This window comes from Chromatiales bacterium (assembly GCA_020445605.1).
Classification (GTDB): domain Bacteria; phylum Pseudomonadota; class Gammaproteobacteria; order JAGRGH01; family JAGRGH01; genus JAGRGH01.
The window spans coordinates 1-22,431 of record JAGRGH010000009.1 but is presented as its reverse complement, the minus strand read 5'-3'; the positions used below and the strand labels follow the sequence as shown (position 1 = coordinate 22,431).

20 protein-coding genes and 1 pseudogene are annotated in these 22,431 nt (G+C 62.1%); 18 read left to right on the top strand and 3 right to left on the bottom strand.

The annotated features are described in order from the left end of the window. Positions 1–2: 2 nt before the first annotated feature. The 12 genes and pseudogenes from KDG50_01945 to KDG50_01890 all read left to right on the top strand — a co-directional run bounded on the left by KDG50_01945 (position 3) and on the right by KDG50_01890 (position 10,701). Positions 3–440: pseudogene (locus KDG50_01945) on the top strand (Lrp/AsnC family transcriptional regulator). Beyond that, complete coding sequence (locus KDG50_01940) at positions 438–998, top strand: AsnC family protein (protein MCB1864164.1); 561 nt, start codon at positions 438–440, stop codon at positions 996–998. Before KDG50_01945 ends, KDG50_01940 begins: the two are co-directional and overlap by 3 nt. Beyond that, the gene (locus KDG50_01935; GenBank protein MCB1864163.1) at positions 998–1,441 is read left to right on the top strand and encodes an AsnC family transcriptional regulator; all 444 of its coding nucleotides are present in this window, start codon (positions 998–1,000) and stop codon (positions 1,439–1,441) included. Before KDG50_01940 ends, KDG50_01935 begins: the two co-directional genes overlap by 1 nt. Positions 1,442–1,444: 3 nt before the next feature. Then, the gene (locus KDG50_01930; protein ID MCB1864162.1) at positions 1,445–1,954 is read left to right on the top strand and encodes an Lrp/AsnC family transcriptional regulator; all 510 of its coding nucleotides are present in this window, start codon (positions 1,445–1,447) and stop codon (positions 1,952–1,954) included. Position 1,955: 1 nt separating this feature from the next. Beyond that, entirely contained in the window at positions 1,956–3,173 is a 1,218-nt protein-coding gene (nirJ, locus tag KDG50_01925; protein MCB1864161.1) for a heme d1 biosynthesis radical SAM protein NirJ, read from the top strand. Positions 3,174–3,232: 59 nt separating this feature from the next. Beyond that, positions 3,233–4,759 carry a c-type cytochrome gene (locus KDG50_01920; GenBank protein MCB1864160.1) on the top strand — a complete coding sequence of 509 codons (1,527 nt, stop codon included), beginning with the start codon at positions 3,233–3,235 and terminating at the stop codon, positions 4,757–4,759. Positions 4,760–4,826: 67 nt separating this feature from the next. Further along, a complete protein-coding gene (locus tag KDG50_01915) occupies positions 4,827–5,261 on the top strand; it encodes a cytochrome c (GenBank protein MCB1864159.1) in 435 nt (144 codons plus the stop codon). A 13-nt stretch (positions 5,262–5,274) separates the two neighbouring features. Further along, positions 5,275–6,660: a cbb3-type cytochrome c oxidase subunit I gene (locus KDG50_01910; GenBank protein ID MCB1864158.1), complete on the top strand. Its 1,386-nt coding sequence runs from the start codon at positions 5,275–5,277 to the stop codon at positions 6,658–6,660. 65 nt (positions 6,661–6,725) lie between these two features. Further along, positions 6,726–7,535 (top strand): CbbQ/NirQ/NorQ/GpvN family protein, encoded by an 810-nt coding sequence (locus tag KDG50_01905; protein ID MCB1864157.1) that lies wholly within the window; start codon positions 6,726–6,728, stop codon positions 7,533–7,535. Between the two features lie 4 nt (positions 7,536–7,539). Next, a complete protein-coding gene (locus tag KDG50_01900) occupies positions 7,540–7,920 on the top strand; it encodes a hypothetical protein (protein MCB1864156.1) in 381 nt (126 codons plus the stop codon). Next, the gene (locus KDG50_01895) at positions 7,917–8,864 is read left to right on the top strand and encodes a 4Fe-4S binding protein (GenBank protein ID MCB1864155.1); all 948 of its coding nucleotides are present in this window, start codon (positions 7,917–7,919) and stop codon (positions 8,862–8,864) included. Before KDG50_01900 ends, KDG50_01895 begins: the two co-directional genes overlap by 4 nt. A 1-nt stretch (position 8,865) precedes the next feature. Then, on the top strand, positions 8,866–10,701 hold the full coding sequence (locus tag KDG50_01890) for a VWA domain-containing protein (GenBank protein MCB1864154.1): 1,836 nt from the start codon (positions 8,866–8,868) through the stop codon (positions 10,699–10,701). Here the strand turns inward: KDG50_01890 and KDG50_01885 are convergent. Continuing rightward, positions 10,698–11,420, bottom strand: coding sequence for a Crp/Fnr family transcriptional regulator (locus KDG50_01885; GenBank protein MCB1864153.1), 723 nt, complete (start codon positions 11,418–11,420; stop codon positions 10,698–10,700). The two genes, KDG50_01890 and KDG50_01885, sit on opposite strands and share 4 nt — an antisense overlap. Positions 11,421–11,579: 159 nt before the next feature. Between KDG50_01885 and KDG50_01880 the strand changes: the two genes are divergently transcribed. After that, positions 11,580–12,773, top strand: coding sequence for an NnrS family protein (locus KDG50_01880; protein MCB1864152.1), 1,194 nt, complete (start codon positions 11,580–11,582; stop codon positions 12,771–12,773). Between the two features lie 333 nt (positions 12,774–13,106). Here KDG50_01880 and guaA read toward each other — a convergent pair whose 3' ends face one another. Next, positions 13,107–14,684 carry a glutamine-hydrolyzing GMP synthase gene (gene guaA, locus KDG50_01875; protein ID MCB1864151.1) on the bottom strand — a complete coding sequence of 526 codons (1,578 nt, stop codon included), beginning with the start codon at positions 14,682–14,684 and terminating at the stop codon, positions 13,107–13,109. A 48-nt stretch (positions 14,685–14,732) separates the two neighbouring features. After that, positions 14,733–16,202: an IMP dehydrogenase gene (guaB, locus tag KDG50_01870; GenBank protein MCB1864150.1), complete on the bottom strand. Its 1,470-nt coding sequence runs from the start codon at positions 16,200–16,202 to the stop codon at positions 14,733–14,735. Between the two features lie 139 nt (positions 16,203–16,341). On the opposite strand from guaB, the gene KDG50_01865 reads away from it, so the two are divergent. The 5 genes from KDG50_01865 to KDG50_01845 form a co-directional block, all read left to right on the top strand. Then, on the top strand, positions 16,342–16,665 hold the full coding sequence (locus KDG50_01865; protein ID MCB1864149.1) for a hypothetical protein: 324 nt from the start codon (positions 16,342–16,344) through the stop codon (positions 16,663–16,665). Between the two features lie 89 nt (positions 16,666–16,754). Next, entirely contained in the window at positions 16,755–17,081 is a 327-nt protein-coding gene (locus KDG50_01860) for a hypothetical protein (protein ID MCB1864148.1), read from the top strand. A gap of 359 nt (positions 17,082–17,440) precedes the next feature. Next, positions 17,441–18,964, top strand: coding sequence for an exodeoxyribonuclease VII large subunit (gene xseA, locus KDG50_01855; protein ID MCB1864147.1), 1,524 nt, complete (start codon positions 17,441–17,443; stop codon positions 18,962–18,964). Beyond that, positions 18,961–19,836, top strand: a complete 876-nt coding sequence (locus tag KDG50_01850) for a peptidoglycan DD-metalloendopeptidase family protein (protein MCB1864146.1) — start codon at positions 18,961–18,963, stop codon at positions 19,834–19,836. The genes xseA and KDG50_01850 overlap by 4 nt, the downstream gene beginning before the upstream one ends. 22 nt (positions 19,837–19,858) lie before the next feature. After that, positions 19,859–22,431: S8 family serine peptidase (locus KDG50_01845; GenBank protein ID MCB1864145.1), on the top strand; the 2,573-nt coding region annotated here is incomplete at its 3' end.

Sequence of the window (22,431 nt, the reverse complement as noted above, 5' to 3'; positions counted from 1 at the left end):
TCATGAACCTGCTCACCCAACGCCTGCTGAACGACTATCAACGTGGGTTCCCGTTATGTCCGCACCCCTTCGACCGGCTTGCGAATGACCTGCAAACCACGCCCGACGATGTAATCGATCAATTCCGTACGCTACAGGATCGTGGCGTGGTCAGCCGCATCGGGCCTGTGTTTCGTCCCAACACCGTGGGCGCGAGCACGCTCGCTGCCATGGCCGTTCCGCCTGAAAAACTGGTTGAAGTTGCAGAACAGGTCAACGCATTCCCGCAGGTAAACCACAACTACGAACGCGAACACAGCTTCAATCTCTGGTTCGTGGTGACTGCGGCAAGCGAAGCTGAGGTCAAGGCAACGCTCGATGACATTCGTCAGGCGACCGGTATTGAAGTCATGCCCTTGCCACTGCTACGCGACTATCACATCGATCTGGGCTTCCGCATGACATTGAACGACAGCGAGGATGTCACTGAGTTACCAGGCCGCAACAGCCCTGTGCAGTCGAATCTGTCGGCTTCATCGTATGACATCGACAGTGATGACCTGATTGCCGCAATTCAGCATGGCTTGCCGCTGGTCGCGCGTCCCTACCAGGTGATCGCAGAGCGTATGGGTTGCTCGGAAGAAGCACTGATCCAACGCCTGCAATCGCTGATCGATGCCCGCATCATCAAGCGACTCGGTGTCGTCGTCCGCCATCACGAACTGGGCTATCGCGCCAACGCCATGGTGGTGTGGGATGTCCCCGATCATCAGGTCGATGCCATCGGCCAGCGGCTTGGCGACCAGGACTGCGTGACCCTGTGTTATCAGCGGCCCCGTCACCGTCCTCAATGGCCCTACAATTTGTTCTGCATGGTACATGGCAAGGACAGGGACGCGGTACTTGCCTGTATCCGGCAGTTCGCCCTGGAACTCGGCATTCATCACTTGCCACGCGAGGTATTGTTCAGCGGGCGCCGCTTCCGTCAACGTGGCGCCTGGTACCGGATGCCGAACTGATGGACGCTCTCGACCGCCGCATCATCAATGAACTCCAGGGTGGCTTCCCGGTCACCGCGCATCCCTGGCGCGATGTTGCAGAACAGATAGGCTGCACTGAAAGCGAGCTGATGACACGCGTCAGCTGTATGCTTGATAGCGGACTGCTGACCCGTTTCGGCCCGATGTTTCACGCCGAACGAATGGGTGGCGCCTTATGCCTGTGTGCCTTGCAAGTCCCTGCGCAACGCTTCGACGAGGTCAACGCCATCGTCAACGCCATGCCGGAAGTGGCCCACAATTACCAGCGCGACCACAGCTTCAACATGTGGTTCGTGTTGGCCACGGATAACCCGGAGCGGATCGACACAGCCGTGGTGCAGATTGAACAACACACCGGCCTGCCGGTACTGCGCCTGCCGAAACTGGACGAGTACTTCGTCGGCTTGCGGTTTCAGGTATAGCGAATGAACCTGACAACACAGAACGCCGCGCCGCTGGATCCAGACGAACTCGATCGTCGCATCGTACTGGCCACCCAGTCCGGCCTGCCGCTGGTTGCCGAACCCTATCATCAGGTCGCTGCACAATTGGGAGTTTCCGCGGATCTGGTCATGGATCGCATCCGGACCATGCAGCACGATGGCCGCATTCGCCGCATTGGTGTCGTGCCCAATCACTATCGGCTCGGTTACGTCGCCAACGGCATGTCGGTGTGGGATATCCCCGATGAGTTCATCGACGATGCAGGCCATGAGGTGGGGCAGCTTGACTTCGTCAGCCATTGCTATCACCGCCCGCGGCGTTTGCCGGAATGGCCCTACAACCTGTTCGCCATGATTCATGGCAAGACCCGGGAACAGGTCGAGCGGCTCGTCGCCGGCCTTGCCGAACAGCTGGGTGAGCGCACGAGATGTCATGCTGTGCTGTACAGCAGCCGGATTCTGAAGAAAACCGGAATGAGGCTCGCTGACTGATATGTTTCGTATCTCGCAATACATGCAAGCCTTGTTGCAACCCGCCCCGGATGTTCTACCGGCGGCGCGCAAACCGTCGGGGCCCGTCGTGATCTGGAACCTGATCCGCCGCTGTAACCTGACCTGCAAGCATTGTTATTCGATCTCTGCCGACATCGATTTCCCCGGCGAACTGACTACCGAAGAAGTCTTTGCCGTGATCGATGACCTGAAGGCATTTGGTGTGCCCGTGCTGATCCTATCTGGCGGTGAACCCTTGCTACGGCCGGATATTTTCGAGATTTCGCAGCACGCGAAAGCGCTCGGATTCTACGTCGGCCTGTCCAGCAACGGTACCCTGATCGACACGGACAACATCGAGCGCATTGCGTCCGTGGGCTACGACTACGTCGGCATCAGCCTCGACGGCATGCGTGACACGCACGATCGGTTTCGCCAGAAGGCAGGCGCATTCGACGCCTCGCTTCGGGCCATACGCCTGTGCCGGGACGCCGGCATCAAGGTCGGCATGCGTTTCACACCGACCCAGGACACCGCGGATCAACTGCCGGATCTGCTCCGCCTGATGGATGACGAGGGCGTCGACAAGCTGTACGTCTCGCATCTCAATTACGGTGGCCGCGGTAACCGGCATCGCGGCTCGGACGTGGTGCATGTCACCACACGACGCATCATGGACCAGCTGTTCTCGGCCTGCTGGTCCGACCTGCAGGCCGGGCGTAACCGCGAATACGTCACCGGCAACAACGATGCCGATGGCGTGTACCTGTTACAGTGGGTCGCCCGCAATCTGCCGGATCGTTACGACGAAATGCGCGAACGCCTGCGGCGCTGGGGTGGCAATTCCTCAGGCATCAACATTGCCAATATCGATAACCAGGGTCATGTACACCCCGACACCTTCTGGTGGAACTACAGCCTCGGTAATGTGCGCGAGCGCCCGTTCTCCGCGATCTGGCCGGATACCTCGGACCCTCTGATGGCCGGACTGAAAGCCGTACCGCGACCGCTGCGGGGACGTTGCGGCGCCTGTGGCTTCAAGGATGTCTGCGGTGGCAACACGCGGGTTCGCGCATTCCAGATGACCGGAGACCCGTGGTGGGAGGACCCGGCCTGCTACCTGAGCGATGAGGAACTCGACATCGACCCGGCAGACTATCGCGGCAGCCGTCCGCAACCCCTGGCGCTCATGGTCAGAACGATCCGGCGAATTGGATGAAAGCGCATATCAATATCCTGATTCGTTTCTGCCGGAGCGGGCTATGGCTGCTCCCCCTGATGCCTGTCTTGCCCTCGATGGCCGCGAATGATCAGGCTGCATGGACCCTCTATGCACAACATTGCGCCGCCTGCCACGGCGGTGATCGCCTGGGCGCCATCGGTCCCGCGTTATTACCGGAAAACCTGGGCCGCCTGAAGCAGGACATGGCCTTCGAGGTCATCCGCAACGGGCGCGTCGCCACGCAAATGCCGGCTTTCAGCGGGACGCTGAAAGATGACGACATCGACAAGCTGGTCGATTTGATCTACAGCGCGACCGCGACCGAACCTGGCTGGGGCGCAAGCGAAATCAACGCCAGTCACGTCGTCTACGAATCCGCTCTCACGAAGGGCAATGCCAGCGACATAAAACCCGTATACGACGCCGACCCGCTCAACCTGTTCCTGGTCGTGGAAAGCGGCGACCACCATGTCACCGTGCTCGACGGCGATCGTTTTGAGCCGATACACCGCTTCCCCTCGCGGTTCGCGCTGCACGGCGGGCCGAAGTATTCCAGCGACGGACGCTTTGTTTACTTCGCCTCGCGCGACGGCTGGATCAGCAAGTTTGACATGTACACGCTGAAACTCGTCGCCGAGATCCGCGCCGGCATCAACACCCGCAACGCCGCGGTCTCGGCAGACGATCGTTTTGTCATGGTGGGCAACACCCTGCCGCGCACACTGGTGATCCTCGATGCCGGCGATCTCAGCCTGGTAAAGGTCATCGACGTGAAAGACGATCATGGCAACAGTTCGCGTGTCAGCGCGGTATATACCGCGCCGCCGCGCGACAGCTTCATCGTCGCGCTGAAAGACATCAAGCAGGTCTGGGAAATCAATTACACGGATAACCCACCGAAAGTGTTTCGTGGTTACGTGCACGACTACAGGATGGGTGAAGGCCTCGCCGAGCCAGGACGTTTCCCGATACGGATGATTGATGCCGACGATTATCTCGACGATTTCTTCTTCGACCAGGACTACCAGCACCTGATCGGCGCCTCGCGTTCGGGCAAGGGCCAGGTGATCAACCTGGTGGTCGGTCGCAAGATCGCCGACATCGACCTGCCCGGCCTGCCGCATCTTGGTTCCGGCATCACCTGGCCATGGCGCGATACCACCGTGCTCGCCACGCCCAACCTGAAGGACGGCGTGGTCAGCATCATCGATATGAAGACCTGGAAGACAGTGAAAAAACTCGAGACCAGCGGTCCCGGTTTCTTTCTGCGCAGCCACGAAAACTCACCCTACGCCTGGGTCGACACCTTCGTTGGCCCGCATAAGGACGAGATGCACATCATCGACAAGGACAAGCTGGAGATCGTGAAGACACTGACACCGGCACCCGGCAAGACGTCCGGCCACGTCGAGTTCACACGTGATGGCCGTTATGCCCTGCTCAGCATCTGGGAGATGGATGGTGCGCTGGTCGTGTACGACGGCAACAGCCTGCAGGAGATCAAACGTCTGCCCATGAAGAAACCGGTAGGCAAGTACAACGTGTACAACAAAATCAACCTGTCTTCCGGCACCAGTCACTGAGCGGTAAACCGGCTATGCGCAACACCCGAAATGTACACTCACAAACAGCCACTGGAGGAGACCTGCCATGAGCACGATATTCACCAAGAGCATGGCGAGAAACATCTATTACGGAGGCAGTGTTTTTTTCATCCTCCTGTTTCTCGCCCTGACCTTCCATACCGACCGCGCCATTGTCAGTCGTGACAACCGCGTGGCCCTGACCGAACAGGTGGCGCTCGGCAAGCTCGTCTGGGAGGAAAACAACTGCATTGGCTGTCACACCCTGCTGGGCGAAGGCGCCTATTACGCCCCCGAACTCGGTAATGTCTACACCCGGTTCGGCAACTCGACCGAGGCGATCATCGGCTTTATTCGCAGTCGCCCTGCCGAGGGTATTCCGGGGCGGCGCAGCATGCCGCAATTCAATCTCTCCGACGAAGAACTGGAAGCCATCGCGGAGTTTCTGAAATACACCAGCGAGATCGACGCCGCTGGCTGGCCACCGAACGTTCAGGGCTGAGGAGGACTTGACCATGAAATATCAATCCCAAACCGTTGCCAAACCCTACTTCATCGCCGCCATCGGTCTGTTCGTCGGCCAGATCCTGTTCGGCCTGGTCCTCGGACTGCAGTACGTCTGGGGCGACTTCATGTTTCCGGAAATCCCGTTCAACGTGGCGCGCATGGTGCATACCAATCTGTTGATCGTGTGGCTGCTGTTCGGTTTCATGGGGGCGGCCTACTACCTGGTGCCCGAGGAATGCGAATGCGAGATCCACAGCCCCGGGCTTGCCATCCTGCTGTTCTGGGTATTCCTGGTCGCCGGCGCACTCACGGTACTCGGCTATCTGCTGGTGCCTTACGCCGGCCTCGCGGCGCTGACCGGTAATGAATACTTCCCGACCATGGGCCGGGAGTTCCTGGAACAGCCGACCATCACCAAGATCGGTATCGTCGTCGTGGCGCTGGGCTTTCTCTACAACGTCGGCATGACCGTGCTCAAAGGGCGCAAGACCGTCGTCAATCTGGTGCTGTTGACGGGCCTGTTGGGACTGGCGCTGCTGTTCCTGTTCTCGTTCTACAATCCGGATAACCTGGTCAAGGACAAGTTCTACTGGTGGTGGGTGGTTCACCTGTGGGTAGAGGGCGTCTGGGAGCTGATCCTCGGCGCGATCCTGGCTTTCGTTCTCATTAAAGTCACGGGCGTGGACCGCGAGGTCATCGAAAAATGGCTGTATGTCATCATCGCGATGGCCCTGATCACCGGCATCATTGGCACGGGACATCACTACTTCTGGATCGGCACCCCGGAGTACTGGCAGTGGTGGGGCTCCATCTTCTCCGCCCTGGAACCCTTGCCGTTCTTCATGATGACCGTGTTTGCCTTCAATATGGTCAACCAGAGAAGGCGACAGCATCCTAACCAGGCCGCTGTACTGTGGGCGTTGGGTACCGCCGTCATGGCCTTCCTGGGCGCGGGTGTATGGGGATTCCTGCATACCCTGGCTCCCATAAACTACTACACCCACGGCACGCAGATCACCGCCGCTCACGGTCACATGGCCTTCTTCGGCGCCTATGTCATGATCGTGTTGACCATGATTTCCTACTCCATGCCGAAACTGCGCGGACAGGAAGCCAGCGACATGCGCTCCCAGGTACTGGAGATGTGGTCATTCTGGTTCATGACGGTGTCCATGGTGTTCATCACCCTGTTCCTCACCGCCGCCGGTGTACTGCAGGTCTATCTACAGCGTTACTCGGACACGCCCATGCCGTTCATGGCGGTGCAGGAGAAGATCGAACTGTTCTACTGGCTGCGTGAACTGGCCGGGGTCGTGTTCATGATTGGCCTGGTCATGTACGTGATCTCGTTTTTCGTCAAGGGTGGCGAGCGCTATGCGCTTGAGTCAAACTGATACGGCAACAGAGCTGCCCGGTTCTTTCCCGCTAGGGTTAAGAGCCGGGCAACACCGGACTGACTATGCCGAGTACCGATAAATTAAGGCATTCGCACGAGACAGTGCCATACTATCGCCCGCGTGCGGGCGAAGTGGAACTGTTCGGCTACGCCTGGCGCAACCAGCTCCCGGTGTTGCTAAAAGGACCCACCGGCTGTGGCAAGACGCGTTTCGTCGAACACATGGCCGCGCGCCTCGGCCGGCCGCTGTACACCGTAGCCTGTCACGACGATCTCACCGCGGCCGACCTGGTCGGCCGTCATCTACTCAGCGATGGCGGCACCTGCTGGCATGACGGGCCGCTGACCCGCGCGTTGCGTGAAGGCGCTATCTGTTATCTCGATGAAATCGTCGAGGCGCGCAAGGACACCACGGTCGTGCTGCACCCGCTGTCTGATGACCGGCGTATCCTGCCCATCGAACGCACGGGCGAGACCCTTCATGCCCCGCCGGAATTCATGCTGGTGGTTTCATACAACCCGGGTTACCAGAACCTGTTCAAGGGTATGAAACCCTCCACCCGCCAGCGCTTCGTATCGCTGCGTTTCGATTACCCGCCAGCTAAGGAAGAAACCGAGATCATCAGCGCAGAGGCGGGCGTGGATGCCGTCGCAGCAGGCCGACTCGTGCAACTGGGTGGCAACCTGCGTGCGCTCAAGGATCATGACCTGGAAGAATCGGTATCCACCCGCCTGTTGATTTACTGCGCTCGTCTCATCCGTGATGGTTTTGACCCGATCGAAAGCGCCCGCGCGTCTTTGATCGAACCCCTGAGTGACGACCCCGCGACCATCGACGCCCTGATGGAAGTCGTGCAGGCCAGCCTGGGTTGACACCATGGACAAGACCCCGGGCCAGGCGCTGGCCGTCAGCGCCGAGGTACTCTACCTCGTTAACCTGATGTTACTGCCGGGGGTCGCCTTTCTTGCGCTGCTCATACTGTTCCTGCTGCAACGCCGCCACAGCCCGCCGCTGGCGCTCAATCACCTGACGCAGACCACCGGAGTCAGTATTATCGGCGGCGGCCTGATCGTCATCATCCTCGCGGTCATCGTTGCGACGGGCGGCCTGGATGCGGCCTACACCTGGGTGGTTGCCGTGCTGTACTTCACCTTCATCCATAGCACCCTGATCCTGTGCGGTGTGATCGGACTAGTACGTGCGCTGGCCGGCCAGACCTGGCGCTATCCACTCATCGGCCGCCACCTGCCCGCATGAACCGGACCCAGAAACTCCGCCTGGTGACGCGTGGCGGATTTTTTCTGCTGTTCATCCTGGCTCCGCCACTGGACCTGTTTCGCTACGACCTCACACAGGGCCACTTCATCATACTGGGACAGGCCTGGACACTGGGGATCGAAAGCGACCCGCAAGCGCAGCTCAGCATGAATGTGCTCCTGCGCGGTTTGCTGCCGGTACTGGCCTTCGTGGCGCTGGCGTTGTGGATTGCCTGGCGTTACGGGCGCCTGTACTGTGGCTGGCTGTGCCCGCATTTCAGCGTGGTGCAGATTATCAACGGTCTGATGCGGCGCGCCTGCGGGCGGCTGTCGCTCTGGGATAATACCGCTTTGCCGGAGGCGCAGGCGGACGGCACCCGGATCACACCCTCTTCTGCCTGGTGGCTCATGGTCATACCCGCGGTTATCGGTTTTGCCCTGCTGTGGGCCGTTTCGCTGCTCACCTACCTGCTGCCACCACTGGAAATCTGGCATAACCTCGTGCACGCGACGCTGACCCGCAATCAAACGTCGTTCATAGCGGTCGGCACCGCACTCTTCATCATCGAGTTTACCTTCGCCAGGCATCTGTTCTGCCGCTACGGCTGCGCCGTTGGCCTGTTCCAGAGCCTGGCCTGGATGGGAAACCGCAAGGCGCTGGTGGTGAAGTTCGACCACCGGCATGCGCGGGCCTGCGCGAGCTGCGACGCATCCTGCGAGCACGCCTGCCCGATGCGCCTGAAACCACGCGGCAGCAAACGCCGCATGTGGTCATGCACCCAGTGCCAGCTCTGCGTACAGGCCTGCGAGAACGTCAACGCCAGCCATGATCCGCCCAGTGTGCTGGTCATGGCATCGGGGCCGGATGCGCTCGAGCGACCGCTTGCGCATGCCGGCAAACACGGTCAAGCCGCCGACCCTGCGGGTTCGCACAACAGGTACTGACATGGAGGAACTTGTCGGTCGCATCTGGCACCGGGTCGCCACCCGTCTCGCACGCCAGGACTACCCGGAACACGCGCTGCGGCTCACCGACGTTCGCCAGTCCGTCGCGATATTGTTTCGCGCCCTGGGTGACGATCCGGGGCTGCGGGTAGAAGCGGCAACAGCCACGACCAGTCGGTCACCACGCCAGCTGGCGCAACGCATCGCAGGCGTCGGGCGAACCGTAGAATGGGCCTGGCGCGACGAGGAAACGCTGCGTCTACCGGCATCCATTGCTGTCTTTCCAGAGACCGGGCTCAACCGCGACCTGTACCTGTGGCTGGCCGCGCTCGCCGCAATACCCTGCCCAAACCCGGCAGAGAACTGGCTGCAGCGCAGCACCCGGGCTGTCACGGCGTTGCTGGAAAGGTATCCCGGGCTGCGCGTGCGCTATCAGCGGCTGGTCGAGGCCCACATAGCGCAACGCCCGCTGCCATCCGGACGACACCACAACCGGCTGTCCACAGAAACGGCGATACGCCATGCCTTGCGCAACCCGGAAGCACGCGATCATCCCCGTCTACCCGCTGAAACGCGGATCTTCCCGGTGCCGTTGTGGTTGCATCCCGAGCCCCCAACGATGGCGGTAGCCAGGGCATCGGTTTCGAACGACGACGAGGCCTCACCCAGCCAGGATTGCCATGATGTCGAGGATGGCCGTCGCCGGATGGGGCAACGGGTCGACCCGCCGGGCGAACGGGGCGGGTTGCTGGCGTTTCGCCTGGAGAGCCTGTTCACCCGCGCAGAATATGCGGCCGTGGACCGGGAAACCGAGGAAACCCTCGACAAGGATGTGGCCGGCGCGCTGGACGATATGGACGTGTTGAGCCTGTCGCGGGAACGGAAAACCACGGCCTCCCGGGTGCGTTTCGATCTCGACCTGCCTGCCGAGGAGCACGACGACATTCTCATCAGCGGTGACATCACACTGCCGGAGTGGGATTACCGCAGCGCGCAATGGTTGCCCGCGCACTGCCAGGTACAGGAATTTATGCCGCGGGACGTCGTACCGATGCCGCTTCCGCAGGCGCTGTCTGGCCGTGCCCGAAAGCTGCGCGCCCTGTTCGAGGAACTGAAACCGCGCAGGATCTGGCAACGGGCGCAACCGGAGGGCAGCGAACTGGATATCGACGCCTGTATCGCCTGGCAAGCTGAACGCAGGCGGGGGCAGGCGGGTGATGACTCCGGGCTGTTCCGAAGTTTCCACAATGCCGAACGTGACCTGTCCTGCCTGCTGCTGGCTGACCTGTCACTGTCAACGGACAGCCACGTCAGCGATGATCAGCGCGTCATCGATGTCATCCGGGAAACGCTGTTCCTGTTCTCCGAATCCCTGGCTGCCACCGGAGACCGCTACGCGCTGTACGGATTCTCCTCCAGGCGCAGGGATCATATACGCATGACCCTGCTCAAGCGCTTCGCCGAGACATACAACGACGAATGCCGCGGCCGGATCGCGACCATCCGCCCCGCATACTACACGCGCATGGGTGCGGCCATTCGCTATGCGACGGACGTGCTCGCACAGGAATCCAGCAGTCACCGCCTGTTACTGATCCTGACCGACGGCAAGCCCAACGATCTTGACCTGTATGAAGGACGCTACGGCATCGAGGATACGCGCAAGGCATTGAGCGATGCGACGCGATCGGGCTTGCGCCCCTTCTGCGTCACCATCGATCGCAAGGCCGATACCTATCTGCCCTACCTGTTTGGCAGCAGTGGTTACCTGCATGTGCGCAACGCACGCGAACTCCCGGCAACCTTGCCGCGCCTGTACGCCCGACTTACTGCCTAGACTGGACTACCCGAGCGCAGATACTCGCGAAGTTTCTCGATATCCCTGATCTGTACGGTGTTGTCATTGACATGCAGATAGCCACCGTCAGACAACTTTGACAGCACCCGTGAGAAGGTCTCTGGCGTCATGGACAGCCGGGAGGCAATCACATGCTTTGGCGTATCGAACTGCACGACGCTGCTCTGCAAATCCGTACTCGGCACCTCGTCGAGCAAAAAGGCGATCAACCGAAACGCCGCGCTGTGCAGCGAGAGCCGGTCAATTTCAGTCAGCTGCCAATGCAAGCGTCGACTCATTTGGGCCAGTACCGCGAAACAGGCATCAATCGACTGGCGTAAAATATCCTTGTACGTATCTGAATCGATTGCCCAGACCTCACTGTCAACCAGTGCGCTGGCAGTGACAGGATACGAATGATCGCCGGAAAACAGCACGGCTTCCGCAAAGGTTGCGCCAGGGTTGAGCAAATCGATTATCTTTTCGTGACCATCCCGCGAAACGATCGCGACCTTGATCCTTCCTGCCTGCAGGAGATAAAAATCGGTGGCCGGCTGGTGTTGCTCAAACAACACCTCGCGTTCACGCAAACGAACGTGGCGGGTATGAATGAGCACCCGCTCCAGCTGGTCTTTGCTTAAACTGGAAAACAGTATGCTGTGTCTCATGCTTTGGCGTGCATGACCCCGCTGCGCATCGTCCAGGTATTGAGGATGCATGTTGCCCTCGAAAGTAATTTAGGCAGGCCTTGATTTTCAAGGCTATCAGCGGGTTACATAACTCCACCGACGACACTATCATACTCTATCGCCGCTAACGATGGCATACCCGATCCAGTCCGCAATCCCTTGCCGCACCCGCACTACACAGGATGAAACGTGAACGCTGACAGTAACAGCACTGCAGAATTACCAGCCATAGTTCAGACGGGTTTCCGTCCGTTCTTCCTCGGAGCGATGATCTATTCGATCGTTGCCATGGGCCTCTGGTCGCTGCAACTGATGCAGCATACCGGGCTCGACCTCGATACCGTAGGCCCTGCGCTCTGGCATGGACACGAGATGGTATTTGGCTACGCCATGGCCGTGATCGCCGGCTTCCTGCTCACTGCGGTACAGAACTGGACTGGCGGCAAGACCGCGCAAGGTCGGACACTGTTACTGCTATTCGGGCTGTGGCTGGTATCGAGACTGCTCGCACTGGCTCCATCCACAGAGTTGATGCGGATCATGCTGGTGTCCAGCAGCCTGTTTTACCTGTTGCTGCTGACGGCATTGATACGTCCGTTGATTGCTGCCGGCAACAAGGCCCAACGGGGCATTCTTGGCAAGTTGGTTCTGCTGTTTGCGCTGGATGCCGTCTTCCTGGCCTCCGCCTGCGGCTGGCTTGATAAAGCTTACGCCCGCCCCGCCCTGCTCATTGCGGTGTATACCGTCATCGGCCTGATCCTGGTGATGGCGCAACGTGTCGTGGCGCCCTTTACCCGGAACGCTATCAATGATGGCGATCGCGTGCGGGAATACCGTTTTGTGCCACAGGTCTCGTTGATTGCGTTGCTGGTGTTCGTGTTGGCCGACATCATGTCCTGGCAGAACCTGTTACTCATAAGCGGGCTCATCTGTTTTGCGGCCAACGCAATCAGACTGTACGGCTGGCACAGCCCGGAGATCTGGCGCCTTCCGCTGGTGTGGGTGTTGCATATGGCGATCCTGTTCATCACGTTGGGATTCCTGTTGCGGGGTACCGCACATGTATTTGGCATGCATGCATCACTCGGCCTGCATGCGATGACCTATGGCGGCATTGGCCTGGTCACTACGGGAATGATGACACGCGTTACCCTGGGTCATACCGGCCGCAACGTATTTCAGCCGCCTGCGGGCATCGCGGCTATCTTCCTGTTATTGACGGCTGGCGCAGTGACGCGTGCCCTGCTACCGCTAGTAGCGATGGAACACTACTTGTTGCTTGTACAGATGTCGCAGTTTTTATGGATCGGCGCCTTCGTACTGATGCTGGTTTATTTATTCGAGCCATTGATCCAGACAAGGATTGATGGACGTTATGGATAAGTGAATGTTTCGTATCGTCCACTTCCAGCTGGTCTCTACCATACGGTCCCGGACATCTAGCAAGCGTTCACGAACTGCAGGGACAAAAACCGGCAGGACACATGGATAATCACCGATACCATGAATGGCTTGAAACACAAGGCATGGTATTGGCGCACCGCACAACACCTGGGGGTGGTGATACCATGATTTATACCATTGAAAAATTCGGGTAACTGCTTGCCGATGCCTGCCAGTGCCAGACGTTGCCAGACAGAAGTGAGGATAAGTGATTGGTTTTACGTACTTACTGCAGCTAGATGCCTGTGAGTGCCAGGCAGTGCCGGATCTGCGCTACTCCCACTCGATGGTCGCGGGCGGTTTGCCCGAGATGTCGTAGGCGACGCGCGAGACGCCGGGCACCTCGTTGATGATGCGCCGCGAGACGTGATCCAGAAACGCGTATGGAAGTTCGGCCCAGCGCGCGGTCATGAAGTCGACGGTAACCACCGCCCGCAATACCACGACATGCTCGTACGCGCGCGCATCGCCGACGACCCCCACCGACTTGACGGGCAGAAACACCGCAAAAGCCTGGCTGACTTCGTCGTAATGACCGGCCTCGCGCAATTCATCGATGAAGATGGCGTCGGCCTGACGCAGTGTGTCCGCGTAGTCCGGCTTCACCTCACCGAGGATGCGCACGCCCAGCCCCGGCCCCGGAAACGGATGCCGGTAGACCATGTCGGACGGCAGGCCGAGTTCGACGCCGATCCTGCGGACTTCGTCCTTGAACAGCTCGCGCAGCGGTTCGCAGAGTTTCAGGTTCATGTGCGCGGGCAGGCCGCCGACGTTGTGATGTGACTTGATCACGTGCGCCTTGCCCGTGCGAGCGCCGGCCGACTCGATGACATCGGGATAGATCGTGCCCTGGGCGAGCCAGCGCGCGTCGTCGATTTTTGCGGCTTCGCGCTCGAACACCTCGATGAACCGGTTGCCGATGATCTTGCGCTTGGCCTCGGGGTCGTCAACCCCCTTGAGTGCGGCCATGAACTCTTCGGCGGCATCCACGCGGATCACCTTCACCCCCATATGCCGCGCGAAGGTCGCCATGACCTGATCGCCCTCGTTCAGACGCAGCAGGCCGTTGTCGACGAACACACAGGTGAGACGATCGCCAATCGCGCGATGCAGCAGCGCGGCGACGACCGAGGAATCCACGCCGCCCGAAAGCCCGAGAATCACGCGGTCGGTCCCGAGCTGCTGGCGCAGATGCGCTATGCTGTCGTCGATGATGTTGCCCGGTGTCCACAAGGCCTGGCAGCCGCAAATCTCGTGCACGAAGCGTTCGATGATGCGCTGACCCTGGCGCGTATGCGTGACTTCCGGGTGGAACTGCACGCCGTAGTAGCCGCGTGATTCGTCGGCCATGCCGGCCAGCGGCGCTGAATCGGTCTGGGCAATCACCGAGAAACCCGGCGGCAGCGCCTCGACGCGATCGCCATGGCTCATCCAGACATCGAGCAGTCCGTAGCCTTCAGGGCTCGTGTGATCCTCGATCTCGCGCAGCAGCCGCGAGTGACCGCGGGCGCGCACGCGTGCGTAGCCGTATTCACGTTTGGCCGATGCCGCGACCTCGCCGCCAAGCTGCGCCGCCATGGTCTGCATGCCATAGCAGATGCCGAGCACCGGCACGCCGGTTTCGAACACGAACGCCGGTGCGCGGGGCGTGGAATCAGCGGTGACGGTCTCGGGGCCGCCGGACAGCACGATACCGCGCGCAGCGAAATCGCGCATCGCCGCGACGTCGCCGTCCCAGGGGTGAATCTCGCAGTAGACGCCCGCCTCACGCACCCGCCGGGCGATCAGTTGGGTGTACTGGGAGCCGAAATCCAGAATGAGAATGCGATCGGCATGAATGTCCGTCGTCACGCTTGCGGCTCCAGGCGGTTTGACAGTGCTTAGTCCGCGACGCGCGGGCTACGAGCGACGACCGTAGTTCGGCGCTTCCTTGGTGATCTGCACGTCGTGCACGTGGCTCTCGTGGATGCCGGCATTCGTGATCCGCACAAACTGCGGACGCGTGCGCATGGCGTCGATTGTCTCGCTGCCGGTGTAGCCCATCGAGGCCTGCACGCCGCCGAGCAACTGATGAACGATGTTCAGCATGCTGCCCTTGTACGGCACTCGGCCTTCAATGCCTTCCGGGACGAGTTTATCCGGATCATCGGTGTCGTCCTGGAAGTAACGATCTTTGGAACTTTCGCGCTGCGCCATCGCGCCCAGCGAACCCATGCCGCGATACGCCTTGTAGGAACGCCCCTGGAACAGTTCGACCTCGCCCGGGGCCTCGTCGGTGCCGGCAAACAGGCTGCCAATCATCACGCAGTGCGCGCCCGCAGCGATGGCCTTGGCGATGTCGCCGGAATAGCGAATGCCACCATCGGCGATCAAGGGAATGTCCGTGCCTTCGAGCCCACGCGCGACGTTCACGATGGCGGTGATCTGCGGCACGCCGACGCCCGCGACGATTCGGGTGGTACAGATCGAGCCTGGCCCGATGCCGACCTTGACGGCGTCCGCACCGGCCTTGGCCAGTGCCTTCGCGGCCTCGGCGGTCGCGATATTGCCGCCGATGACCTGCACCTGCGGGAAGCGTTTCTTGACCCAGGCGACGCGATCCAGCACGCCCTGGGAATGGCCGTGGGCGGTGTCCACGACGATCACATCGACGCCGGCGTCGACCAGAGCCTCGATGCGCACATCGTTGTCCGGCCCGGTGCCGACGGCCGCGCCCACGCGCAGGCGCCCGAGGTCGTCCTTGCACGAACGCGGCTTGTCCTGCGACTTCTGGATGTCCTTTACCGTGATCAGGCCACGCAGCTGGAACCTGTCGTTGATGACCAGCACCTTTTCGATGCGGTTTTTGTGCAGCAGGTCGATCACCTCGGCCCGCCCGGCGCCCTCGCGAACGGTGACCAGACGATCCTTCGGCGTCATCGCCGCGCTGACCGGCGCGTCCAAGCGGGTCTCGAATCGCAGATCGCGTCCCGTGACAATACCCACGAGTTCATCGCCGTCGACCACCGGCACGCCGGAAATCCGGTTCGCGCGCGTCAGGGCCATGACCTCGCCAATGGTGGTCCTCGGTCCAACGGTGATCGGTTCTTTGATCACGCCACTTTCAAACTTCTTGACGTTGCGCACTTCGGCCGCCTGGCGCTCAACCGAGAGATTCTTGTGCACGACGCCGATGCCACCTTCCTGCGCGAGCGCAATGGCCAGCCGCGCCTCGGTGACGGTGTCCATGGCCGCCGAGATCAGGGGGATGTTCAGCTCGATATCCCGGGTCAGCCGGGTCCGCAAATCGACCTCGTTGGGCAGAACCCGCGAATGGGCCGGCAGCAGGAGCACGTCGTCGAAGGTCAGGGCTTCTTCGGTCAGGCGCATGGGGGCAGATCGGGCTTGAAATGGGCGGCGGATTATAGCGTGGAATTGACGCACGCCCGGGAACATCGCTAACCTTGCTGGAAATTAGAGCCTGGCACCATACGGTCGCCGGCCACCTTAAGACTGGAGGAGATACCCGATGCTCAAGACCCGACTGGTCGCCACCGCGACCGCGCTGACCCTGTCGCTACTCACCAGTGCCGCCATCGCGGGCACGACCAAGGCGGGCTACGAGGCCGCCAAGGCCAGCGCCGAAACCGCCCAAAAGGCCGCTTCGACGGCCGGAGGCGAATGGCGCGACATCAGCAAGTTCCTAAAAGAAGCCGACGAAGCCGCTGCCAAAGGCGACTTTGACTCGGCCGTCAAGCTCGCGAACAAGGCTCAGAAACAGGCCGAACTGGGCAAGGCCCAAGCCGATTCTGAGTCCGTGCGCGACAACAGCCGCCCGTCGTACCTGCGATAAGCGTCTGCAATAATTCGCGTGGCCTTGGCCATTCGCGTGGAGTGCGCAGAGTGAAACACCAGAAAACGAAATCAATCCTGGAGGCTGGCATGAAGAAGATCCTCGTTCCCGCGGCCGCAGCGCTCGTGATCGCCGTCGGCGGTTGCGTGAGCAGCGGCAACACGCTGTACGAACAGCAGAACAAATACGATTCCGCCCTCGCTGCGGCGAAGGCCGCCCAGAAGAAGGCCGCGTCGGTCGACGGCGAATGGCGCGACACCGGCAAGCACATCAAGGACGCGATGGCGGCAGCGGAAAAACTGGACTATGACTCTGCCCTGAAAATGCTCAAGAAGGCGCAGATGGAAGGCGAGCGCGGCTACGAGCAGGCCACGTCGGAGCGTGCCAAGACAAACATGCATCCAAGCTATCTGTAACCCGCGCGGGTCACAGCAAGCAACGAAGCCGGGCCCTGCCCGGCTTTTTCTTTTTGGGGCGCTGTAAATTGCGGGGCCCGTCCGGCACCGAGAGCCGTGGCCCGGCTTGTCGTCAGCATCAGCTTTCGGCACGGCATTAGCAGGGTTTTATGTCCGTTTTTCAATTGGTTGCATATTTTTGTTATGGTAATTTCTGAGAATGGATCCGGCGCCACAGCCGATCCCGACACGGCTCTGCAGGGTCGGTACAATCCCGCACCTGAACCGCCCGTACTCTGGAGGCTTGGAGCGTTTCGATTCCGCAACGCCGCTGCCTGCTGATCCAGTGCCCTGCGACCGTTTCTCCACCTTCTTCACCCGTGACCGAAGCCCGACCACAAATCACCATCGCGACCGCCGAGCCGTATTCCGTCTCGCGCCTGAATCGTGAAGCTCGCCTGCTGATCGAGCGTGGACTCGGATCCGTTGCGGTCGAGGCGGAAATCTCCGGATTCAAGCGCGCCGCCTCCGGCCATCTGTACTTCAGTCTGAAAGACGACCTCGCCCAGCTGCGCTGTGCAATGTTCCGCATGCGCAGCGCCTCGCTGGCCTTCGAGCCGCGCGACGGCATGCAGGTGCTGGCACGCGGGCGCATCTCGATCTACGAAGCCCGGGGCGAGTACCAGCTGGTCGTCGACAGCCTCGAGGCCGGTGGCGAGGGCCTGTTGCGCGCCAGATTCGATCAGCTGCGCGCACGACTCGAAGCCGAGGGACTGTTTGCTCAGGCCCGCAAACGCGCCCTGCCGGAGTTTCCGCGTCAGCTCGGCGTGATCACCTCGCCGGCCGGTGCCGCCCTGCACGATGTGCTGAGCGTGCTGCGCCGCCGGTATCCGGCGCTCAACGTACTGGTGTTTCCCGCCGCCGTGCAGGGCGATGCGGCGCCTCGCGAACTGATCGACGCACTCGAACTCGCGAATCGACGCGAGGAGTGCGACCTGCTGCTGCTCACGCGCGGCGGCGGCAGTCTGGAGGACCTCTGGGCCTTCAACGACGAGGCCCTCGCGCGCGCAATCGCCGCCTCGCGCATTCCGGTCGTTGCGGCGATCGGTCACGAGGTCGATTTCACGATCGCGGACCTGGTCGCGGATGTCCGCGGGGCCACGCCGTCGGCAGCCGCCGAGTTGCTGAGTCCGGACGGACCGGCCCTGATCTCCAGACACCGCCGCGACCGGGCGCGCCTCCAGCGCGCTTTGCGGCAACTGACGGATGGCCGACGTACGACCGCCGATCACCTCTCACGCCGGCTCGCAAATGCCGGGCCGCGGCGAACGCTACAGGACGGGTTGCAGCGTACGGATGATCTGGAGCTGCGCATCCGGCGCGCGTGGATCAGCGAATTCACGCGCCGCCGACAGGGCCTGCAAGGCATGACTCAGAGGCTCGCGCGGGTCGATCCACGCCGGCAGCAGCTGCGCTCGCGCGAGCGTCTCCATGCGCTCCGTCGGCGACTCAAGGCGGTAGCGCGCGGCGGCCTTGCATCCCGGCAGACCGCAGCCGTGCAACTCGTCGACCGGCTCGGTCGGCGGTCGCCGGGAAGCCGCCTGGAGCTCGCCGTTCGATCCGTGGAACAGCTGCACCTGCGGGCACGCCGCGTCTTCGACGCTGTGCACGCACGGAGGCACGAACGGCTCGCCGCTGCGGCACGCGCCCTGCACGCTGCCAGTCCGATCGCCCTGCTGGGGCGCGGCTACACGCTGACCTTCGCTGCCGACGGCAGCGCACTTGCCAGTTCAGCCACGCTCGCACCCGGGGATCGAATCACGACGCGCTGGACCGACGGCCGCGTCGTAAGTCGCGTGATCGGGCACCTGTCTGACGACCACCCCGATGGAGATATCAAATGATATTCCGTCTCCATGCGGCTGTTTTATCAGCGATTTTTAACTGCGGATCGGCACTGGCCGCACTACCGGATGCCAGCGCCGTGCCAGGCGGCATCGCACAGATCGAACTGGGTTCCACCGCCAGCGCCGCGCCGCGGGCGTTCTACGACAACCGACCGGTCATGGTCCGCGCCGAACGGGACCGATGGATTGCGCTGGTCGGAATTCCGTTGTCGATCGAACCCGGACGGCAGTCGGTTCGTATTGAACCTGCGGATGGCTCCGCGCCCCGGAATCTGACGTTCGCGATCGGGGCGAAGGCGTATCGCGAGCAGCGTCTCACCATCCAGAACCAGCGCAAGGTCGACCCGAATCCCGAGGATCAGGCGCGCATCGCGGCCGAGGGACCACGCAAGGCCCGCGCCCGTTCGGTGTTCACGGCCGATCCACAGATCGACCCTTTCCCCCTTCAGTTGCCAGTGCGCGGCCCGTTCAGCAGTCCGTTCGGACTGCGCCGGTTTTTCAACGGCCAGGCACGCAGCCCACACTCGGGGCTCGATATTGCCGCGCCGCGGGGCACACCGGTTGCGGCCGCTGCGGCCGGTCACATCGTCGAGGCCGACGATTTCTTTTTCAGCGGCAACGTGGTGTTCGTGGACCACGGTCAGGGGCTGATCACGCTGTACGCGCACCTCGACCGCATCGACGTTCGCGTCGGGGACGCGGTGCAGCGCGGACAGGTCATCGGCACGGTCGGATCGACCGGTCGGGTGACCGGGCCGCACCTGCATTGGACGGTCTATCTGAACGCCACGCCGGTCGATCCCCTGCTGTTCGTCGCCGGGGCCGACCTTCCGGCGCCAGACGAGACCTCCGACACGAAATCCCGCTGAGCAAGCTGCTACCTTTTTAACCTTGATGAAGCCGCTGACCCACATCTCCGGATTCACCCGCCGCCGCAATGCCGCCTCGCGAGGCGCGCGGCGCTCACTCTGGGGCGCCATCGGGGCGCTCTGTGCCGCCCTGACCGTGACCGGCCAGCCGCAGACGGCGGTCGCGGAGAGACATCCTTCCCGCGCAGACATCGCCCATCAGCCGCGCGGAATGTGGGGCTGGCTGGAGCGTGAGGCCGATCGTAACGGCGAGGTGCGGGTCGTGGTCGAGTTGACCGACCCGCTTACGCCCCGTGAGCGACGGGCCGGCCTGCGCGCCCACCCGCGTATCGCCCAGGCGCAGGAACGACTGCGCCGCGCTGTCGACAATGCCAGTCCGCGATCACGGGTCCATCGTCGCTACACGAATCTTCCCTATCTGACCCTGAGCGTGGACCGCGACGGCCTCGACGAACTGCAACGCAGCGCCGATGTGCGTTACATCACACCGGACGTACGCTTCGAACCGACGCTGACCCAGAGCACGACGCTGATCGGCGCAACGAACCTGTGGTCGTCGGGCTACACCGGCGCGGGCCAGGTCGTGGCGATCCTCGACACCGGAGTCCAGACCAATCACCCGTTCCTGTCTGGCAAGGTGGTCGCAGAGGCGTGTTTCTCCAGCACGGTCACCGGAACCTCGACCTCCGTTTGCCCGGACGGCCCCGACGCCGGCACCGCGCCTGATGCAGAATTCATCGGCCCGCCGGGTGGTGGCCCGTGCTCGATCAGCGGCTGCGCGCATGGCACCCACGTGGCGGGCACCGCCGCGGGGGATCAGTCCGGTCTGCACGGCGTGGCGCCGGATGCGGACATCATCGCCATTCAGGTGTTCTCGCGCTTTGATTCCGCGGCGAACTGTTCGCCCAGCACAGCGCCCTGCGTGCAGGCGTATTTCTCGGACATCATCGCGGGGCTCGACCACGTCTACGACCTGAGCGCGAGCTATCCGATCGCCGCCGCCAATCTGAGCCTCGGCGGCGGCAGCTATTCGACCGCAGCGTTTTGCGACCTGGTGTTCGCCAGCTTTGCCAACGCCGTGGAGTCGCTCAAAAGTGTCGATATCGCAACCGTGGTGGCAGCCTCCAACAGCGGCTATTCCACTGCACTCGGAGCACCGGGCTGTGTTTCGGGCAGCGTCACGGCGGGCGCCAGCGGCGACACCTCCGATTTCGTCGCGAGCTTTTCGAACCGGGCCTCCTGGCTGGACCTGTTCGCCCCCGGTGTTTCGATCTATTCGTCGGTCAGCGGCAGCGGATACGCGAACTACAGCGGCACTTCGATGGCGGCGCCCCACATCACGGGCGCTTTTGCCGCGTTACGCTCTGCGGCGCCAGCCGCCTCGGTTGACGAAATTCTCGCGGCGCTGGAAATCACCGGCGCGCCGATCACCGACGGCGCGACGGGCATGATCTACCCGCGCATCCAGGTCAACGCAGCTGCTTCGCTGTTGCTCGGCGGCGAACCGGTCGTCAACCAGATCATCGATGACGACCTGGGCGGCACCGTCATGGCGGGCCTGTTCTCGGAGACCGACACCGCAACCGGCTATCGCGGCAGCTATCAGGCGTCCGACGGGGTCTCAGCCGCGCGCTACCGCCTCACGCCAAACCTGCCCGTGGATGGCGAATACCGGGTGTTCGCCTGGTGGCCAGGGGACGCGGGGCACTCCAATTCGGCCACGCTGCGGGTCCAAAGCCTCGAAGGCACGACGGAAACCGATGTGGACCTGACGACCAACGGCGGCCGCTGGAACCTCATCGGGGACTTCCTGTTCGCAGCGGGTTCCGCCGGTTGGGTCGAAATCGAAGGCGGCATCGGCGAGGTGATTGCCGGCGACGCTGTCCGGTTCCAGCGTCTCGGCGCGATCCCGCTGCCCAACGACGCGCCAGTCATCGACTCGATTGCCGCCTCACCGGCGGTGATCTTCGACAGCCAGACCAGCCAGCTTGCAGTCAGCGCCCACGATCCGGACACCGGCCCCAGCGCCCTGTCCTACAGTTGGTCGCTACCCCCGGGGGCCGGTTCGCTCGATGATCCGACCAGTGCCACGCCGGTCTACACACCGCCCGATGTTGCGTCCACGCAGGTGTTCACCGCCTCGGTCAGCGTCTCCGATGGCGAGGATGCGGTGTCGACTTCGGTCGACATCACCGTCAGCGACACGCCTCCACCACCGAATCAGGCGCCGGTTATCGACTCGATCTCGGCCACGCCTGCGGCGATCAACGAGAGCCAGGCCAGTCAGCTTGCGGTCAGCGCCCACGATCCGGATGCCGGCCCCAGCGCCCTGTCCTACAGCTGGTCGCTGCCCCCGGGTGCCGGTTCGCTCGATGATCCGACGAGTCCGACGCCGGTCTACACACCGCCCGACGTGGCGTCCACGCAGGTGTTCACCGCCTCGGTCAGCGTCTCCGACGGCGAGGACTCGGCACTGGACTCGGTCGACATCACCGTCACCCCGGTCAGCGCCACTTCCGTCGTCACGCTGTTCGAAGACGACTTCGAGACCGATCTGGGCTGGACCGTCAATCCCGACGGTTCGGACACGGCCAC

Bases quoted from the DNA above. Each gene is read 5' to 3' on its own strand.
- KDG50_01860 (MCB1864148.1), top strand. From the start codon at position 16,755: ATGAAGAAGATCCTCGTTCCCGCGGCCGCAGCGCTCGTGATCGCCGTC.
- KDG50_01885 (MCB1864153.1), bottom strand. From the start codon at position 11,420: ATGCATCCTCAATACCTGGACGATGCGCAGCGGGGTCATGCACGCCAA.
- KDG50_01920 (MCB1864160.1), top strand. From the start codon at position 3,233: ATGCCTGTCTTGCCCTCGATGGCCGCGAATGATCAGGCTGCATGGACC.
- KDG50_01935 (MCB1864163.1), top strand. From the start codon at position 998: ATGGACGCTCTCGACCGCCGCATCATCAATGAACTCCAGGGTGGCTTC.
- KDG50_01930 (MCB1864162.1), top strand. From the start codon at position 1,445: ATGAACCTGACAACACAGAACGCCGCGCCGCTGGATCCAGACGAACTC.
- KDG50_01915 (MCB1864159.1), top strand. From the start codon at position 4,827: ATGAGCACGATATTCACCAAGAGCATGGCGAGAAACATCTATTACGGA.
- KDG50_01850 (MCB1864146.1), top strand. From the start codon at position 18,961: ATGATATTCCGTCTCCATGCGGCTGTTTTATCAGCGATTTTTAACTGC.
- KDG50_01940 (MCB1864164.1), top strand. From the start codon at position 438: ATGACATTGAACGACAGCGAGGATGTCACTGAGTTACCAGGCCGCAAC.
- nirJ (MCB1864161.1), top strand. From the start codon at position 1,956: ATGTTTCGTATCTCGCAATACATGCAAGCCTTGTTGCAACCCGCCCCG.
- KDG50_01905 (MCB1864157.1), top strand. From the start codon at position 6,726: ATGCCGAGTACCGATAAATTAAGGCATTCGCACGAGACAGTGCCATAC.
- KDG50_01910 (MCB1864158.1), top strand. From the start codon at position 5,275: ATGAAATATCAATCCCAAACCGTTGCCAAACCCTACTTCATCGCCGCC.
- KDG50_01900 (MCB1864156.1), top strand. From the start codon at position 7,540: ATGGACAAGACCCCGGGCCAGGCGCTGGCCGTCAGCGCCGAGGTACTC.
- KDG50_01865 (MCB1864149.1), top strand. From the start codon at position 16,342: ATGCTCAAGACCCGACTGGTCGCCACCGCGACCGCGCTGACCCTGTCG.
- KDG50_01890 (MCB1864154.1), top strand. From the start codon at position 8,866: ATGGAGGAACTTGTCGGTCGCATCTGGCACCGGGTCGCCACCCGTCTC.
- KDG50_01895 (MCB1864155.1), top strand. From the start codon at position 7,917: ATGAACCGGACCCAGAAACTCCGCCTGGTGACGCGTGGCGGATTTTTT.
- guaB (MCB1864150.1), bottom strand. From the start codon at position 16,202: ATGCGCCTGACCGAAGAAGCCCTGACCTTCGACGACGTGCTCCTGCTG.